General features: G+C 42.1%; 14 protein-coding genes. 10 read left to right on the forward strand and 4 right to left on the reverse strand.

Features of this window, described 5'->3' with window-relative positions:
• Window position 1: 1 nt before the first annotated feature.
• The gene (locus BFP97_RS06850) at window positions 2–613 is read right to left on the reverse strand and encodes a trimeric intracellular cation channel family protein (protein ID WP_069841699.1); all 612 of its coding nucleotides are present in this window, start codon (window positions 611–613) and stop codon (window positions 2–4) included.
• A 146-nt stretch (window positions 614–759) separates the two neighbouring features.
• Here BFP97_RS06850 and BFP97_RS06855 point away from each other — a divergent pair, with 146 nt between their 5' ends.
• The 4 genes from BFP97_RS06855 to BFP97_RS06870 all read left to right on the forward strand — a co-directional run bounded on the left by BFP97_RS06855 (window position 760) and on the right by BFP97_RS06870 (window position 4,863).
• Window positions 760–2,106 (forward strand): hypothetical protein, encoded by a 1,347-nt coding sequence (locus BFP97_RS06855; RefSeq protein ID WP_069841700.1) that lies wholly within the window; start codon window positions 760–762, stop codon window positions 2,104–2,106.
• Window positions 2,107–2,420: 314 nt separating this feature from the next.
• Entirely contained in the window at window positions 2,421–2,975 is a 555-nt protein-coding gene (locus tag BFP97_RS06860; RefSeq protein ID WP_069841701.1) for a GNAT family N-acetyltransferase, read from the forward strand.
• On the forward strand, window positions 2,975–4,282 hold the full coding sequence (locus BFP97_RS06865; protein WP_069841702.1) for an MFS transporter: 1,308 nt from the start codon (window positions 2,975–2,977) through the stop codon (window positions 4,280–4,282). The genes BFP97_RS06860 and BFP97_RS06865 overlap by 1 nt, the downstream gene beginning before the upstream one ends.
• Window positions 4,279–4,863 carry a uracil-DNA glycosylase family protein gene (locus BFP97_RS06870; protein ID WP_069841703.1) on the forward strand — a complete coding sequence of 195 codons (585 nt, stop codon included), beginning with the start codon at window positions 4,279–4,281 and terminating at the stop codon, window positions 4,861–4,863. The genes BFP97_RS06865 and BFP97_RS06870 overlap by 4 nt, the downstream gene beginning before the upstream one ends.
• A 63-nt stretch (window positions 4,864–4,926) precedes the next feature.
• On the opposite strand, the gene BFP97_RS06875 is transcribed toward BFP97_RS06870, so the two are convergent.
• Both BFP97_RS06875 and BFP97_RS06880 read right to left on the reverse strand, forming a co-directional pair.
• On the reverse strand, window positions 4,927–7,776 hold the full coding sequence (locus tag BFP97_RS06875; RefSeq protein WP_069841704.1) for a M16 family metallopeptidase: 2,850 nt from the start codon (window positions 7,774–7,776) through the stop codon (window positions 4,927–4,929).
• A 57-nt stretch (window positions 7,777–7,833) separates the two neighbouring features.
• Window positions 7,834–9,372: a peptide MFS transporter gene (locus BFP97_RS06880; RefSeq protein ID WP_069841705.1), complete on the reverse strand. Its 1,539-nt coding sequence runs from the start codon at window positions 9,370–9,372 to the stop codon at window positions 7,834–7,836.
• A gap of 222 nt (window positions 9,373–9,594) precedes the next feature.
• Between BFP97_RS06880 and pckA the strand changes: the two genes are divergently transcribed.
• Window positions 9,595–11,211, forward strand: coding sequence for a phosphoenolpyruvate carboxykinase (ATP) (gene pckA, locus BFP97_RS06885; protein ID WP_069841706.1), 1,617 nt, complete (start codon window positions 9,595–9,597; stop codon window positions 11,209–11,211).
• 91 nt (window positions 11,212–11,302) lie between these two features.
• Entirely contained in the window at window positions 11,303–12,379 is a 1,077-nt protein-coding gene (locus BFP97_RS06890; protein ID WP_069841707.1) for a serine hydrolase domain-containing protein, read from the forward strand.
• A gap of 80 nt (window positions 12,380–12,459) precedes the next feature.
• Here BFP97_RS06890 and BFP97_RS06895 read toward each other — a convergent pair whose 3' ends face one another.
• Window positions 12,460–13,065, reverse strand: coding sequence for a hypothetical protein (locus BFP97_RS06895; RefSeq protein WP_069841708.1), 606 nt, complete (start codon window positions 13,063–13,065; stop codon window positions 12,460–12,462).
• A gap of 302 nt (window positions 13,066–13,367) precedes the next feature.
• Between BFP97_RS06895 and BFP97_RS06900 the strand changes: the two genes are divergently transcribed.
• From BFP97_RS06900 to BFP97_RS06915, 4 genes are all read left to right on the forward strand, one after another.
• On the forward strand, window positions 13,368–13,835 hold the full coding sequence (locus BFP97_RS06900) for a (2Fe-2S)-binding protein (protein ID WP_069841709.1): 468 nt from the start codon (window positions 13,368–13,370) through the stop codon (window positions 13,833–13,835).
• Window positions 13,832–16,000, forward strand: coding sequence for a xanthine dehydrogenase family protein molybdopterin-binding subunit (locus tag BFP97_RS06905; protein ID WP_069841710.1), 2,169 nt, complete (start codon window positions 13,832–13,834; stop codon window positions 15,998–16,000). Before BFP97_RS06900 ends, BFP97_RS06905 begins: the two co-directional genes overlap by 4 nt.
• 111 nt (window positions 16,001–16,111) lie before the next feature.
• The gene (locus tag BFP97_RS06910) at window positions 16,112–16,570 is read left to right on the forward strand and encodes a (2Fe-2S)-binding protein (protein ID WP_069841711.1); all 459 of its coding nucleotides are present in this window, start codon (window positions 16,112–16,114) and stop codon (window positions 16,568–16,570) included.
• Window positions 16,571–16,587: 17 nt separating this feature from the next.
• The gene (locus BFP97_RS06915; RefSeq protein WP_069841712.1) at window positions 16,588–18,750 is read left to right on the forward strand and encodes a xanthine dehydrogenase family protein molybdopterin-binding subunit; all 2,163 of its coding nucleotides are present in this window, start codon (window positions 16,588–16,590) and stop codon (window positions 18,748–18,750) included.
• The last annotated feature ends 21 nt before the right edge of the window (window positions 18,751–18,771 follow it).

Below are 18,771 nucleotides of genomic sequence, written 5' to 3' on the forward strand. Positions count from 1 at the left end.
TTCACTTTACCGAAGGTAAAGACCAGTTCTTTACTACTACCAAGATTCTAATAGCAATGATAAAAGTAATTGTGACTATCATTTGAACGCCCGGGTCAATAGTAGACTGTTGAAGTAAGAGATAGAGACCTCCACCCGCTAGACAAACGGTGGCATATATCTCCTTACGAAAGATCAGAGGGATTTCGTTAACAAAAGTGTCTCGGAGAACACCTCCAAAGACTGCCGAAATCGTACCCATGATCAAAGCGACCACGGGAGACAGCCCAAGGGCCAATGTCTTTTGTATTCCTAATATGGTAAACAGTCCAATTCCTATCGAGTCAAAAAGAAACATTGTCTTTCTCAACCTTTCAAAGACCTTTCTAAAGAACATTCCGGCAAGAATACCCACCGCAATAACGATCAGGTAATTTGCATCCTGCAACCAGCCAACAGGCTGACTACCAATCAGTAAATCTCGAATAGTGCCTCCACCAATTGCGGTCACAAAGGCAATCACAGAAGCTCCAAAAAAGTCCAGCTGCTTTTTTGAAGCCAGTAACCAACCACTGATAGCAAAAACACAGGTTCCTGCCAGGTCAACAATATAGACTAAGTCAACAGTCTCCATGACACAGATTTTTCCGCGAAGATATGATTATTCTCTTCGCAATCAGACAAACAGCCTTTTACAAAGAGAAACAATTCTGGTACATTTATTGCTTAATTTCATGAATAAGTTTACTTTAATTTAGTCATGACAACAGAAAGATCATTATGCTAAAGATTAGACCCTATTTTCTTCTGAGTATACTTCTTTGTCTGTTTTGGGCCTGTCAGAAACAGGAAATTGAGCCAATTACAGAAGACATGAACCCTGTCAAAATAGATGAAAGCATTCCTTTTCGTCTATTAGTAAAAGGAAAAGACAAACTCGACATCCGTTTGAATGAAAGCGACTTACAACAGACAGCAAAGGTTTATATTACTTCAGGACAAGATACCACCGAGTTAGCAGTTTTTACGCCAGAATCACTTAACAGGTCTTTGCTAACGATCAATATAGAACACGCCTTTCCTCAAAATGAAATTGACCTATTACTTGAGGTAAGAAGAGAGTATAATGATACTATTTATCAAATACCTGTACTTAACTATACCCACCGGTATGTAAATGATATTCAAAGCGAGCGATTAATTGAGTTCGATGACTTTCTGTACGAATATGACCTTTCTCCTGATGGGTCTACCTTTTTTTATTCGATTCATCCTTCTGATGGTATTTCCAATGCTCGGTTATATAGTTACAATTTGCGGACTAGAGAAAATAATTTGTTAGAAGAAAACTTTAGAGCAAGTGACATTCGCGCTATTTCTAACTATGAGTATTACTATGTGACAAAGTATGATGGAGATAAATTTCTTACCTCAGATTCAGCACTCCTAGTACGTAAAAATTTATTAACCAAAGAAGAGAAAAGGATAACGGAAGTATCTTATAGTTATGGTCGTTTTTCAAGAGTAATTGACGACCGAATACTAGTGGCTCGTCCTGTGCAAACTGAGCCTGCCTCATACCATATCAACACAACCAACGATGAATTAACTGAAGTCAGTTTTGACTTTTTCAGAATGAGAGAACCTAGAATAGACCACATTTGGCTAGGTAATTCTCGTGTATTACCAAACTCTGGTTTACAAGAATTTGACTTGGCCGGTGAGCAAGACTTTAACATTATAGCCTATGATAATGTGAAGGAGCAGGTACAAGGAACACTTTATTCTTTCGAAGACGATGATTTTTTCAGTTTTCAAAAATTAGTAGTATATGAAAATGGAAATATCATTCTTGAAGAACCTGAAAAGCAACGAAAATCGATGTCAGTGGTTAATGGAAAAAATCCCGCTGAAAAGCCAATTATAATTTATCAACAATTTCATGATAATTCTTATGGTGCTAATGATGGGTTTTATTGGTTTAGTGCGAGTAACCCTTCCGGACAATTACTACTATCTGAACCTGAAAGCAAGCATAACACTTTTTGGATAGATGATGATCATTATATAAATGTCACGCCAAATGGCTTAGATTTATATACGGTACCGAACGATTTAGATAAATAAATCGAAGCCTATTAGATCTCCAAAATTCATAAAAAAATATCTATTTCTACAGCGCATTTAAGTTTCATGGAAAAGGTACCCAATGCTAATGGAAAAAAAGTCGGTACCGGCCAAATCAACTACATATATCAGATCATAGTCTCCATACTTGTCCATTTTGTGCGAAGCCATCATTGATCTCTAGACGACAAACTCTGTTCGTACACATCACTACGCTTATTGAAAAAATTAGAAAACACCTGAAAATCAAAAAGTATATCGATCCATTTTACAAAAGTGATGTTCCCGTTTAGTGAAATTTTCTAAATTGGTTTATGCCTTCAATCAACATTCGATTTGTGCAACCATCGGACGCACCAGACTTGTTGAAAATATATGCACCTATTGTTCTAGAGACCGCTACCTCTTTTGAAACAGAGGTACCCACTGTTTCAAACTTCTCTGATCGGATCAAAGCGTATTCCTCAAAATCGCCCTGGCTTGTAGCCGAAGTCAATGGGCAAATTGCTGGTTATGCTTATGGTACAGCGCATAGATCAAGACAGGCTTATCAGTGGAATCAAGAAGTAACCGTTTATGTGCACCCAAACTTTCAAAGGCAAGGCATTGCTCGTAAGCTCTATACTAAACTACTTGAGCTACTTAAGTTCATGGGCTTTCGAAAAGCAATAGCCGTGATCACCATACCCAATGATGCAAGTATCAAGTTCCATACAAGCATGGGTTTCAAGCACATTGGAGAAATGCAAAATGTAGGTTTCAAACTAGGACAATGGCACAGTACCAGTTGGTGGGATTTAGAATTAAATGCTGCCAGCAATGAACCCGAAGAAATTAAAGTCATGTCGTCCATAAACCACCTACTTTGATGTCTGTAGATGCAAAGCCCACACTATTCCCGGTATTAACTGTCAACTTCATTGGAACGCTGGGTTACAGTATTGTTTTGCCCTTTCTAGTATTCCTGGTCAATGATTTCGGTGGAAATGAGTTTATCTATGGTATTATGGGTTCCGTATATCCCGCTTTCCAATTTTTCGGTGCACCTGTGTTGGGCAGATGGTCAGACAAGTATGGAAGGAAGAGAATTCTGTTTTTAAGCCAGGCAGGAACCTTATTGGCCTGGGCAATTTTTATGGTAGCTCTTTTTGCCCCCAAAACCATATTATGGGAAGCCGAAAGCACGACTATCGGCAGTTTTGCATTGACAGTCCCTCTTATTGTTCTCTTTGCCGCTAGAGCGCTAGACGGTATTACTGGAGGAAATATTTCCGTGGCTAATGCTTACCTATCTGACGTCTCCACAGATGAAACCAGAAAAGCCAACTTCGGGAAAATGGCTATGTCATCAAGCCTAGGATTCATTCTCGGTCCTACAATTGCAGGGCTCCTGGGGGCTACACAATTCGAAGAAGCCCTACCTGTGGGTGCCGCCATGCTTATTTCCATGGTCGCGCTCTATGTAATTTGGTTTAGACTTCCAGAATCCAAACCGGATTTGGTTAAGCCTGATCTGAAACAATTTAAACTCAGCAAGCTTTTCGCTACGGAGCAAAAAGACTGTTATGAAGTAAAAGACTGTCCAGACAAAGGGTTGAAGGCAGTGTTAAAAGTCAAGCATATTCCTTTTATGCTGTTGATCTACTTCATCACATTTCTGGGTTTTAGTTTCTTCTATGTATCGTTTCCAATGCATGCCCTAAAGGTGTTAGAATGGACAGCATTCGAACTGGGCATCTTCTTCTCCATCATGAGTGGTCTCTTGATTTTAGTTCAGGGCCCATTGCTCAGTAGGCTTTCTAAACACGCCTCCGATGAACTTCTCATCGCCATTGGTAGTCTTATGCTGGTTGGAAACTTTCTACTGATAAGTTCTTCTAATGTGGTATTGACTTACAGTGCCCTGGTCTTCTTTGCCTTGGGTAATGGTCTGATGTGGCCCTCTTTCTTATCATTATTATCCAAATATGCCGGCAATGAGCAGCAAGGTGCTGTTCAGGGTGTAGCCAATAGTGCAGGAAGTCTAGCGAGTATCTTAGGCCTGCTTATTGGCGGTTGGTTATATGGAAGTGTCGGCAACATAACCTTCTACACTGCTGCGGCTCTTTTATTCCTGATCTTTCTCTTATCATTTCGTTTATTTACGATGCAACGAAATCAAGTTGATCCTAAGTGAGCCAACCCTTCGAAACCCTATTATCAGATATCAAAGCCTGTCGCATTTGTGAAGGCAAATTTCCACATGAACCTAATCCGGTAGTTTCGCTGAGTGAGAAATCACGAATTCTAGTCATTGGCCAGGCACCAGGAACCAAAGTGCATGCTTCAGGAATTCCCTGGGATGATGCATCTGGCAGAAACTTAAGAAAGTGGCTCGGAGTGACTGACGATCAGTTCTACGATACAGATCTATTTGGAATTGTGCCAATGGGTTTTTGTTATCCTGGAAAAGGTAAGTCTGGAGACCTCCCGCCAAGACCAGAGTGCGCTCCAGAATGGCACACAAAAATCTTTGACCACCTCAAAAACATAAAACTCACCTTGCTGATCGGTCAGTATGCCCAGAAGTATTATTTAGGTAACCGCATCGAATCAACCTTGACTGAAACTGTCAAGAACTTTGAAGTCTATTTACCAAACTACTTCTGTTTAGTTCACCCCTCACCTCGAAATGGCATTTGGATGCGAAAGAACCCTTGGTTTGAAGAATTGGTTGTTCCGGAATTGCAGCACACCGTCAAAGAGATTATCCACTGATTATTAGGACATAAAAAAAGCTCCTTCATATACTGAAAGAGCTTTTCATTTACTGCTATTATTCTATTTCTTGATTACTAAGCTCTCATCGTCTTTATTGACCAAAACTGGTTTACCAAGACCTACATTATTCAATCTTTTAAGCTGTGTTTTACCATCTCCCACTACTACATAGATTAACTTATCAGGGTTCATATATTCGGCAATTAGTCTTTTGGCCTCAGCTACGTCCATTGACTTAAGTGTAGCTTCGTCCTTTTGCACATAATCCAAAGGAAGGTCATAAGTAGAAATGTTCTGTAGTATTCCTACCAAACTACCCAAAGTCTCATAAGACTGCGTATTACTTCTTAAAATGGAAGTCTTGGTCGAGTTCATATCCTCCTCAGAAAACTCTGTACCGTAGTTGTCCAAAATCTCTTTGAAGAGTTCTACTGACTCTTTTGTCACATTACTCCTTACACTCGAAGCTGCCGTAAACGCGGTACCATTCTGCTTTCTTGAATAGTTAGAGAAGGCACCGTAGGTATACCCTTTTTCTAATCTGAGCTTCTTGAAGAGTATGGAACCAGAACCTGACCCCAACTTGTAGTTAGCCATGGTGGCCGCAGCATAGTCACTATTATCGCCCTCCATACTCACACGCCCGATATTGATAACCGACTGTTTTGCATCCGGGTAATCCACAAAGTAAATGCGCGAATCTAACGATGGCGCCTTGATCTCATATGAAGGAAAGTTTACTTCTTTGCGCTCCCAATCGTTAAAAATATCTAGAGACCCAACCACGTCCTCTTCACTAATAGCTCCTACAAAATGAAAAGAAGCGATAGACGGAGAAAAGTTAGTGTTGTAATATGCCTTTAAGTCTTCCAATGTAATTCCACTCACAGAACTTGCAGTACCAGAAACTGGGTTTGCGAAGATATGGTCTTCACCATACAATACTTTATTAAAAACTTTTGAAGCAATCGCATTGGGATTGGCATTGCGTTGTTGGATAGAATTCAATGCAGAGCTTTTGATTCTCTCGAATTCAGCTTCATCCCAACGAGGCTGGGTAATCACCTCATGAACCAAAGCCAGTACTTTATCATAGTTCTTAGCCAAGCAGTTCCCAGAAATGGTCATATACTCTTGAGATGTGAATACTCTGACACTTGCACCCAATTGACCAATTGCCTCTTGAAGTTCTTGAGGAGTTCTATTCGCTGTACCCTCCATCATCATGTTATCCAATAATGCTGAGGTTCCAACTTTTTCTGGCTGATCCAGTAGCATTCCTCCTTTGATACGAATGCTGAATTGTGCCATTGGAAGCTCATCTTGATAAATGTGCAGTACGTTCATCCCATTCGCTAAGGCTGCTTTCGAGATGGATGGTGGAGTAAAACTCAACTCTCCTTTCAATGGAGGTGCGGTACTCCTATCTATTTTAGATGCCGTTTTAACAAACTCAACATCCTTTTCATACTTGTCAAGATTACCTTCAGCACCTTGAACAATGGCCTCCTCCACCACAGATGCCTTTACGGAACCATCCAGTACTAAATCCCCTTGTCCTACTGGCACAAAGCTGGTCGCCAAGAAATTCTGATCCTTAATGTATTGGTTGTAGACACGCATGATGTCTTCACGCGTAACAGCCAAGCTGTTCTGTAGGTCTGTTGTTATGTATCCTGGATCACCAGCAAAAGTATTATAATCAGCAAGCTGATATGCTTTATTGAATACACTTGAGGCAGAGTTATAAACGTTAGTTTCCAAGCCAATCTTAATCCTGTCCAAATCAGCATCCGAGAATCCTTCTGTTTCGAACCGCTCAAAAGCTTCATCAAAAGCAGCTTTCAGATCATTGAGGTTAGTACCATCGAAAGCTCGAGCACCTAACTTAAATGTTCCAGCGATCTCATTAGAACTATTAAAAGTATAGACAGAGGGCGCTAGTTTCTTTTCTTCCACGATCACTTTATATAAGGCTGACTTCTTTCCATCAGTCAATATTTGACCTAGAAGATCAAGCGCCCACATATCTGGGTGGTACTTTTCCACTGTTGGCCATACCATTTCCAGATCAGGTAGGTTAGCGAACTTATCTTCATGAAAAAGTAGCTTATTGGCATTCAATACAGCAGGCATGGGCTCAATTGCTTCAACCTCTTCGCGTGGCTCCAATTCCCCGAAGTACTTTTCTACTAGAGCCTCGGCATCCGCTTCGTCAATATCTCCAGCGATAACAAGAGTGGCATTGTTCACTCCATACCACTTTTCATAAAACTCTCTAACATCATCAATAGTGGCGTTTTGAAGATCTTCCAGACTACCGATAACATCCCAGCTATAAGGATGCCCCTCAGGATAAAGATTGGTTAGTTGAACATACTCTTTGTGTCCATAGGGTCTGTTATCGACACCTTGTCTTTTTTCGTTCTTTACAACTTGCTTTTCGTTTTCAAGCCCCCATTCTGAAACAGTATTGATAAAGAAGCCCATTCTGTCAGACTCCATCCAAAGTACTTGTTCTAGCGCATCACTAGGAACTGTTTCGAAATAAACCGTTCCATCGGTCCACGTTCCTCCATTGAAAGAGCCACCAAGGTCATTCATGTTTTTGATGAAGTTACCCGCCCCCACATTTTCAGAATTCTGAAACAACATATGCTCAAAGAAATGGGCAAAACCTGTCTTACCAACCTTCTCACGATTAGAACCTACATGGTAGAGTACCGCTACGGCCACCATTGGATCTGAAGTATCTTGATGCAAAACTACCTCAAGGCCATTTTCTAAGGTGTACTTCTTATAATCGATACTAAAATCATCAGATGATGAGTTGACCGATACATCACAGGCCGTTGTAACAAACAAAAACAATACGAGTAAGCTGCCTAGTTTCTTCAAATTGTATTTCATATTGATTAGGGTTTAAATGGTATAAAAAAGCCCCGATCAAATCGGGGCTTCAATTCTTTAATGTACATCACCCATGAGTTTCCTCAATGGTTTGTTAAATGCCAATAACAGCAAGGCTGCACCAAAAGTGGTTAGTACAATGGTCATATACTGAGAAGGCATATTGGCCAATGCTTCGGCATCTCCCCCACTTGCTTCTCCAGCGATCAGCCCGGCCAATAGGTTACCGAGTGATACAGAAAGGAACCAGATTCCCATCATTTGCCCTTGATAGCCTTTAGGGGCCAATTTGGTTGTCAAACTCAAGCCTACCGGACTTAAACTCAACTCTCCCCAAGTATGGAAGAGGTAAGTAAAGATCAACCAAGTAGGTGCTGCCATGTCTCCTGAAGCAGCAATTTTTGCTGCAAAGTACATCACGAAGAAGCCTGCCGCCACACCAAATAGTCCGAAGAAGAATTTCAAAGGTGAGCTTGGCTCAAGATTTCTTTTGGCCAACCAAATCCACATCGCACCAAAGAATGGGGCAAACAGGATAATGAAGGTTGAGTTAACAGATTGGAACCATCCTGCTGGCATCTCCCAGCCGAAGATGGATCTATCCGTAAATCGCTCTGCGAATAAATTGAGAGTAGATCCTGCCTGTTCAAAGCCTGACCAAAAGATAGCTGAGAAAACAAAGACAACACCCATTGCAATCACCTTCTTACGATCACTGGCTTCCAGTTTACCCAAAAGAATAATGTAACCGAGATAAGAAAAGGCTACGATAGCAATTACAACTCCTGAAACATTGGCAATAGCACTTGCATTTACTGGAATTACTCCAGCGAACATTAACACGAGAAGAATGCCTAATACACCTACAATAGTAGTAGTCGTTTTTTTCAGGCTACTTTGCGATTCTTGCTCCTCCGGTGTTTCGATAACAGGAGCATTTCCCACATCAGAAAGGCTATTAGAAGTCAATTTATATTGAATAAGGCCTAAGACCATACCAAAACCGGCAAGACCAAAACCTAAATGCCAATTCACTTCTGCAACGGCACTCGTAAGCAATGGCGCTGCAAAGGCTCCTATGTTGATACCCATATAAAATATAGAAAAGCCTGCATCCCTCTTGCTATCTCCAGGTGCATAAAGCTGTCCGACAATTGAGCTGATATTCGGTTTTAGAAGACCCGTACCGATAACAATAAGAATCAGTCCCAAGAAAAAAGCATTGGTATCCAAGGCAGTCAACTCAGCTTTCTCAGCAGCACCAGAAAAGAGCTGCATTATCCCAGGTATTCCCATCGTAAAGTGGCCCAATGCTATAATGATACCACCATACCAAACTGACTTTTTAAGACCAAATAAACGATCGGCTAACCAACCACCAGGTAGTGCTAGCAAATACACACCCATGGTATAGAGGCCATAAATGGCTCCGGAGGTTTTATCATCAAAACCTAAACCACCTTCCGTAACGGCAGTGGCCATAAATAAAATAAGTAGAGCCCGCATACCATAGTAGCTAAACCGCTCCCACATTTCCGTAAAGAAAAGCGTGGCTAGCCCTCTAGGGTGGCCCCAAATCGTCTTCTGATCTGACATAGTTGAATTTTTCGTTTTAGAATAACCTTTGAATCTAACATGAGTGAAAGCATTTTACAAATCGTATTTCAACAAATGGTCCAATCCTTCCCTTACACATAGGTTCCACTGATCAAAAAGTCGAACATTAAGGCTTATTTCAGGTTCATTTAAAAGGTATTTACATTCGCAATACTTACCTTTGCAATCGTTTTCACAAAGAGAGAAAATTAACCAAAAATCATGCTAGAAACTGGAATAAAATCCAATAAGGCTGGGCTTGAAACAGCCGGAATCAAAGTTAAAGAAGCACACTGGAACCTTGGGCCTACCGAACTGATCGAAGAGGCCATCAAAAACGGTGAAGGAAATTTGACAGATACAGGCGCACTGATGTGCGACACTGGGAAATTCACAGGACGTTCACCTAAAGACAGATTCATTGTTAGAGATGAGTCAACAGAAGAAAAGGTCTGGTGGGGTGATATCAATATTGGAATTTCTCCTGAGTCTTTCGATAAGATATACAAGAAGATGATTGCTCATCTTGAGGATCGCAAAGTTTATGTAAGAGATGCTTACGCTGGAGCTGATAAAACTCATCGACTTAAATTAAGAGTCGTTAACACCATGGCATGGCACAATCTCTTCTGCTATAACATGTTTATCCGACCTGAGGCATATAAGCTTCCTGACTTCGATCCTAATTTCACGATCATTTGTTGCCCAGAGTTCAAAGCAGATCCTGCTACGGACGGTACCAGACAAGACAATTTTGCTATTGTAAACTTCACCAAGAGAATGATCCTTATCGGAGGAACTGAGTACTCTGGTGAGATGAAAAAAGGTATCTTCTCGGTTCTGAACTTCCTATTACCGACTGAAGATGGTGTACTGCCAATGCACTGTTCATCTAACATGGGCATTAAGAAAAGAGATACTGCGGTATTCTTTGGTCTCTCAGGAACTGGAAAAACGACTCTTTCAGCAGACCCAAATAGACTATTGATCGGTGATGACGAGCATGGCTGGACATCTAAAAACGTTTTCAACTTTGAAGGTGGTTGTTATGCTAAAGCGATCGACCTAACGGAAGAAAACGAACCAGATATATATAGAGCTATAAAGTATGGAGCAATTGTAGAAAACACCAGGTTCCACCCGGGCACCAGAAATGTTGACTATACTAATACTGAGGTAACGGAAAACACACGTGTCTCCTACCCGCTTCATCATATCAACAATATTGCTGAACCATCTATTGGCGGGATTCCGAAGAATATTTTCTTCCTGACTTGTGATGCCTTTGGTGTGATGCCTCCCATCTTGAGATTGAATAAAGGACAGGCCATGTATCACTTCATTTCGGGCTACACCTCAAAAGTAGCAGGTACTGAAGCTGGTGTCACTGAGCCTCAACCTGTATTCTCAGCATGTTTCGGTGCGCCATTTATGCCACTCCACCCTACCGAGTATGCGGAAATGTTGGGTAAGAAAATGGAAGAACACTCAGTTAATGTCTGGTTAATCAACACAGGCTGGACAGGAGGCCCTTATGGCGTTGGTTCAAGAATTAAACTGAGATATACCAGAGCTATGATTTCTGCAGCACTTTCAGGTGTATTGGACAACGTTGGCTACAGAAAACACTCAATTTTTGGTGCTGAAATTCCAATGACTTGTCCAGATGTTCCAAGTGAAATCTTAAGCGCAAGAGAGACTTGGAAGAATGATGATGGTTTCTACGAAACGTCAAACAAGTTGGCTAGAATGTTCCAGAACAACTTTAGTAAGTTTGAGTCTTATGCCAATGAGGAGATCATGGCAGGTGCACCAAAGCCCAGAGAAGATTATAAGTAATCTCTTTTAGAATGAATATTGAAAAAGGCCCGGTTAACGGGCCTTTTTTATTGCCATTTAAACAATAAGGCGTTTTAAGTGTCAAAGCATCATGCGGTCTTATCTAAAACAGTTAGTCACACTCGTAACACTGATACTCTTGACTAACTGTGATCCTAAGGATGACGCCCCTGAGGGTAATGACCCTGTGATATACTTCCCTCCTGCCACCACCTCTTGGGAAACGGTAAATACTGCTGAACTGGCATGGAATGAAGAGGCTATTGCCACACTCAGCGAGTATTTAGCGACCACAAACACAAAAGCATTTATTCTCCTTAAAGATGGAAAAATAGCAATCGAGGAGTACTTTCAGGATACAAGCCCGACTGATAACCTCCCATGGTTTTCAGCGGCAAAAACCTTCACGGCCCTACTGACAGGCATAGCAGAAGAAGAAGGCCTACTCAGTATCCGAGAAGCCAGTAACAATCATCTAGATCTGGCTTGGACATCACTTACCCTAGAACAAGAATCGAGTATTCAAATCATTAATCACCTAACGATGACTACAGGCTTGGATGACCGTGTCGCAGACCCTAATTGTACAGATCCCGATTGTCTAAAATTTCTTACCACACCTAATAATCGCTGGGCATATCACAATGGACCTTACACAAAACTGGGAGATGTAATTGCCTCGGTCAGTGGTGAGAGCTACAATAACTTTACTGCCAATAGAGTATTAGACAAAGTAGGCATGCAAGGCACATGGCTCAAGTTTGGTTTCAACAATATATTTGTAAGCAATGCCCGAAGTATGGCCAGGTTTGGTTTACTCCTGCTGAACAAAGGCACTTGGCAAGATGACCCCATTTTAAGTAATGATGCCTATTTCTCGGCAATGACGAACAGCACACAGTCTCTGAATCCAGCCTATGGCTACCTTACCTGGCTCAACGGTAAGAGCTCCTTTAAGATTCCTGGTCTCCAAACCAGTTTTAATGGAAGTATTACCCCTAATGCGCCACCTGACATGTTTGCTGCGATGGGTCGTAATGGACAACTTATTAATGTTGTCCCAAGTCTGGGAGTTGTGATGATTCGAATGGGTGATAACCCTCAAAATGACCTAGTACCTTTTACTTATCAAGATGAATTGTGGAAGAGACTGATAGATATATTCTAAAAAAAAGCCCGTTCCGTCCGAACAGGCTTTTTTGATGCAGGGATTAGCTGCATCTTCGACACTACTAATGATCTTTACTTTTATTGTTCTACCCCACTCTCCAAAGACTCAAGTCTATTGAGAGCAGTTTGTAATTCTCTTCTAAGCGTGATTTGCTTTTCAGTAGCCTGAAAACGCTGATGCCGATACTCTTCTACAATTTTCGAGTAGGCTGATTTAACGCGTTTTACCACACTACATACATGCTTGATACGTGTATAAACCACCACGACAATAGTGGCTAATAAGGCGATGAGTGACCATACAAGGGCATTGTAAAATCCTTTTTTCACTGATAATCCTAAAAATCCAATCTTCGCGTTTTGGTCTTCGCTGATTTGCAGCTTCTCTTTGATCAGATCGAACTCAGTTTGAATAGTCTTAAGTTCGGCCTTTGTTTCGATGGATGACATCTCAAGGTTCTTGATTTGCAGCTGATAGGCACTAATACTGTCTATCATGGCCGTCCTGAAATTCAACAGCTTAGAAGTCTTAATTACCTTATACTCTTCGTAGGATTCTGACTCAGACATGATGTCAGAAAGGATGTTACGTAGGGGTCTGTTTTCTTGTGCGTATACTGTGAAACTGAGCGACAGGAGTAGTACAAAAACTCCTGCCCACTTGGCATGCTTAGGTTGATTCATAGTATTGTATTTAGGTGAAATCGATACCAAGTTAACGAATGAAAAACACACTATTTGCATTCTGGTGTACAAAGCATTTTTCTGATATCATCAGTCAAAAAAGTGACTTGTAAAGACTGTGGATCAAAGTTTTATAATAGAAAACCAGTTTTTACATACTTTCTATTGCCCTATACTTTCATCGAGAAAACCGAGCTTTTCGTCTATGAAATATAAACATCAACCCCACTCACGATTATCATCTATGATTTTGGCGTATTAGGGCTTATCTTCTATTGAAATTAGTTACTAATTATTCTGCTATGCCATCATATGATATAAAGGTTAACGGCAAGTCACTCTCCGTAGAAGCCGAAGCCGATACTCCACTACTTTGGATTCTAAGAGATCAACTCAAAATGAAGGGAACCAAATTTGGCTGTGGTATTGGTCAATGTGGGGCTTGTACAGTTCACTTAAATGGTAATGCGGCAAGATCTTGCTCACTACGCATTTCCTCTATCGGCAATGCTGAAATTATCACCATCGAGGGGCTGTCGGAAGACGGAAATCACCCGGTTCAATTGGCATGGATGGAAGAAAATGTACCTCAGTGTGGCTATTGTCAAGCCGGACAAATAATGTCTGCTGCTTCTTTTTTATCTAAAGTAGAGAACCCTTCCGAAGAAGACATTCACCAGTGGATGTCTGGTAACATTTGTCGATGTGGAACCTATCCCCGAATTAAGAAGGCCATATACAGAGCGGCTAAGGAAGGAGTTACGGAATGAAAGAGCAATTAACAACATCTCGCAGGGGCTTTCTTAAGCTAACAGGAATCGCAGGTGGCGGTTTAATGCTGGGCTTTAATCTGTCTGGGTGTGACAGCCTACCTGAAAACCCTGATTTCGTCAATCTCGAGATCAACGCATTCATTCTAATCAACGGAGACGGAACTGTAACCCTTAGAGCCAAGAACCCGGACATTGGGCAGGGTGTAAAAACATCATTGCCCATGATACTCGCGGAAGAGTTAGACATTCCATGGAAGAAGGTCAAGGTGGAACAGGCAGAATTGGACGGCCGTCTGGGCTCCCAGTTTGCCGGTGGAAGTACAGGTGTCAAGACGAACTATGAAAACCTCAGAAAAGCCGGAGCTGCCGTAAAAGATGTACTCATCAGAGCAGCAGCTGACCAGTGGGAAGTGCAGCCATCAGATTGTAAAACAGCGGACGGTTTTGTCATGCATGCCAGTAAACGTCTCCACTATGGACACTTAGCTGAAGCAGCTGCTCAATTAGAACTAAATGAAGACCCACCTCTAAAAGACCCTAGTCAATTTGACATCATTGGAAAGTCTCAGCCAGATGTTGACTTAAAGGAAATTGTAACTGGCCAAGCTTTATATGGTATTGACCAAGAAATTGAGGGAATGGTTTATGCCACCATATTGAAACCACAAGTCTTCGGTTCTAAGGCAGTGAGTATTGACGCCTCAGAAGCAAAGAAGGTGACTGGAGTCATTGATGTTTTCGAAATCAATCAATCCGATAACCCTGCAAATGGGCTTGGCGGCATAGCCATTGTTGCAGAGAACCAATGGGCAGCTTTTAAAGCAAAGGGGCTCGTCAAAGCAGAATGGACTTCGCCAAAGGGATTCATCGCCTCAAATGAACAATTGAAAAGGGCACTAGATCAAGGCGCATCTTCTAAAAGCACAACCTTGAAGGATGAAGGGAATGTCAGCAATATTTTCAGAAATACTGATGAGTTGATAGAGGCAAAATATCATGTACCCTTTATCAGCCACAGCCAAATGGAGCCCATGAATTTCATAGCCGATGTTCAAAAAGATAAGGTCATATTAATCGGTCCGACACAGACTCCGGGAAGCGCTGCAGCATCTGCAAGTAATATTACTGGCGTTCCTCGAGAACAAATCCAAATGAAGTTCACCCGAATTGGAGGAGGATTCGGCAGACGATTATTGAATGATTATGCGAATGAGGCAGTCATCATATCGCAAAAGATTCAAAAACCCGTCAAGCTAGTATGGACGAGAGAGTCCGATTTCTTATCAGACTATTACCGCCCAGCGGGTGCCTACCATTTCAAAGCAGCTTTATCTGATAAGGGTATTGAGGCCATGGAAGTGAATATATGTACCACATCCCGCTACCTATATAGACAGTCTACCCCTGCGCATGGAACCGAAGCTTTTCCAGACCAACAACCTGCAGGCATGGTTCCAAACTTCAAAGTAACCTACAGTCCCCTTAAGTCTAATATTCCTGTTGGGGCTTTAAGAACCCCAGGGGTCAATGCGACCACATATGCCTATCAGAGTTTTATGGACGAGTTGGCTGAAAAGGCTGGAATAGATCCCATTGAATTCCAACTAAACCTAATAGGAACAGAAGACAGGGATATGCCATATGACGATCATGGAGGACCTACCTATAATACAGTACGCCTAAGAAATGTAATTGAACTCGTCAGAGATAAATCCGGCTGGGGAGAGGGCTCTTATCAGGGTTTTGCTGCGCAAATGGTCTTTGGCAGCTATGTAGCCTGCATTGTTGACGTTAGTCTTGTGGATGGTAAGATCAAGATAGACAAAGTGAATATTGCTGTTGATTGCGGAAGGGTAATCAATCCAGTTGGGGCCAATGCGCAGGTACAAGGAGGTATCACGGATGCCATTAGCGCTGCACTTTATGAGTCGTTAGAATTACAGAATGGTGCACCCATTGGACAGAACTTCGATCGGTATGAAAAGCTTAGAATGACCGAATCACCTGAGGTGGATGTTCATTTTATTAATAGTGAAGAAGCTCCTCAAGGTTTGGGAGAACCATCGTATCCGATTCTTTTTCCAGCGCTTATCAATGCTGTTTATCAGGCTACTGGGCAAAGAGTGCGAGAGCTTCCACTCAAAAAGCACAATTTGGTATAATCAAGAATTAAAAGATGACAGATCAATTAGTGATATAACCACTACTCTATTTCAACTATGAAGTTGAAACGAATAACAGTATATTAATCTTCAAAACAGAATCAATCCATTATGGCATCATATAATATAAAAATCAACGGAAAGGCTCGCGCTGTAGAAGCAGACGCTGATACCCCAATGCTCTGGGTACTCAGAGATGAGCTCGATATGAAAGGCACCAAGTTCGGCTGTGGTATTGGCCAATGTGGTGCATGCACGGTTCACCTTAATGGTAATGCCGTAAGGTCTTGCCAGATTCCTGTTTCGGCTGTTGGTGAAAGTGATATCACTACCATCGAAGGGCTCTCCGAAAAAGGAGATCATCCTCTTCAAGAAGCTTGGAAAGAACATGATGTACCACAGTGTGGCTATTGCCAGGCAGGTCAAATCATGAACGCTGCTGCACTGCTCAACAAGAATTCTAACCCTTCTTATCAGGAAATAGAAGATGCAACACATGGCAACATTTGCCGATGTGGGACTTACAATAAAATCAAGGCTGCCATTTCTACGGCTGCTGAGCAACTATAACCTTAAAGACTGAAGAGATGACGATAGTAAAAACACAAGTCAACAGAAGATCATTCTTGAAGGCCTCAGCGCTAGCGGGCGGTGGCTTAATGATAGGCTTTTCTTGGGGTTGTAACCCGATGGAAGCGGAAAAGGCCGCACCAAAAGAGTGGTTCGATATGAATGCCTTCCTTTCCATTGCAGACAATGGTCAGGTAACCATAATGTCTCCTAACCCTGAGATTGGTCAAAATGTGAAAACATCCATGCCGATGATCATAGCTGAAGAGCTAGACATTGCCTGGGAAGATGTAATCGTAAAACAAGCACCATTGAACAGCATCTCCTTTCAAAGGCAAGTGGCGGGCGGTAGCCAGTCCATTCGTCAAGGATGGGCCAGTCTGAGAATGGTTGGTGCTACCACAAGGCAATTGATGATCAATACAGCCGCCAAAGAGTGGGGAGTTGATGCAGCCGGACTCACGACCAAGGATGGCTATGTAATGAACGGAAGGAAAAAACTCTCTTATGGGGAGTTAGCATCCAAGGCAGTAGGAGAAACCATTCCGGAGGAAGTGCCATTAAAGGACCCTAAGAATTTTAAAATCATTGGTAAGAGCAAAACCAATGTCGATATGGATGATATTGTTACCGGCAAGCCACTTTTCGGGGTTGATTATACTGCCGAAGGAATGGTTTATGCTGCTGTGATGAGACCACCGGCTTTCGGAACTAAATTGAAGTCTTTTGACGATAGTGAGGCCAGAAAAGTCAATGGCGTTTTAGATGTGATCACTTTTGACGACAACGAAAGACCAGACCAAAGAGAAATTAGAGGTGAAAAAATTGCTGTTATCGCCACAAATACTTGGGCTGCCTTTAAAGGCAAAAAAGCCTTGCAGGCCGAATGGGAAAGATCTTCTAAGCTTGAAAGCACTACGAATCACGATCGTGAATTGAACAGATTGCTGAATGTATCCAACAGTGAATCGCTCAAAAGATCTGATGGCGACATTAAGAAAGCTTTCGCAGATGCTGATGGAACATTGGAAAGAACTTATGAAGCACCTTTCCTACCCCACAACACCTTAGAACCCATGAACTTCTTCGCCAATGTAACTGATGATAAGGTTGAGTTGGCAGGTCCAACCCAAACACCGGACTGGACACAAGGAAGAGTTGCTGGGATACTAAAAAGAGATCGCGCTACGATTAGCTGCGAAATGACCCGTATGGGTGGAGGCTTTGGCCGTAGGCTCTACGGAGATTTTGCACTAGAAGCCGCTGCTATTTCTGATAAGATCAGAAAGCCAGTGAAGGTACAATTCTCCAGAGAGGATGACATGATGGCCGGTACCTACAGGCCGGCTTCAAAATACAAGTTTAGAGCTGCCTACAAGGACGGTAAGATTACAGGCTATTACTTAACCGGTGCCGGTATTCAAATGGGTAATTCAACAAGAGAAAACTGGTTCCCAGCTGGCGGAATCGAAAACTATAAAATAGAATCTCACAACCTGAATAGTAATATCACTACGGGGGCGTGGCGTGCACCGATCACCAACTTCCTGGCGATCGCTGAACAAAGCTTCTTCGATGAACTCGCAAAAGAGATGAACCTCGATGCCGTACAAGTACGATTAGACATACTGGAAAGAGCGAAGTCTAACCCAGTGGGTGAGATCGACTACGATCCTGAAAAAATGATTGGAGTGATCAAACTGGCAGCAGAAAAAGGCAATTGGAGCAACCCTGAAGCTGGCGTAAGCAAGGGTTTTAGCTGCTACTATTCACATAATACCTACGTGGCGGAAGTAGCCGATGTAACCACCGAAAATGGGCAACCGAAAATCACGAAAATGACCGCTGCGGTCGACTGTGGAATTATCATTAATCCTGAAGCGGCAATTAACCAGATTCAAGGTGGTGTAGTTGATGGAATTGGCCATGCCATGTACGGAGACTTTGCCTTTGTGGATGGAGCTCCTCAGGCAGCGAATTTTGACAAGTTCAGATTGATCAGATCAAAAGAGGCTCCAAAAGTGGATGTCCACTTTGTAGAAAGCTTGAATGATCCAACAGGACTAGGTGAGCCTTCTCTCCCACCAGCAGGTGGCGCATTAGCTAATGCCATTGCGGGTGCCACAGGTAGAAGGGTCTACAAGATTCCATTTACCAAGCAAGACATTGCTATGGGCTAAAAACCCTCTAAATATCGAATA

Origin of the sequence: Roseivirga sp. 4D4, from assembly GCF_001747095.1 — a bacterium.
Classification (GTDB): domain Bacteria; phylum Bacteroidota; class Bacteroidia; order Cytophagales; family Cyclobacteriaceae; genus Roseivirga.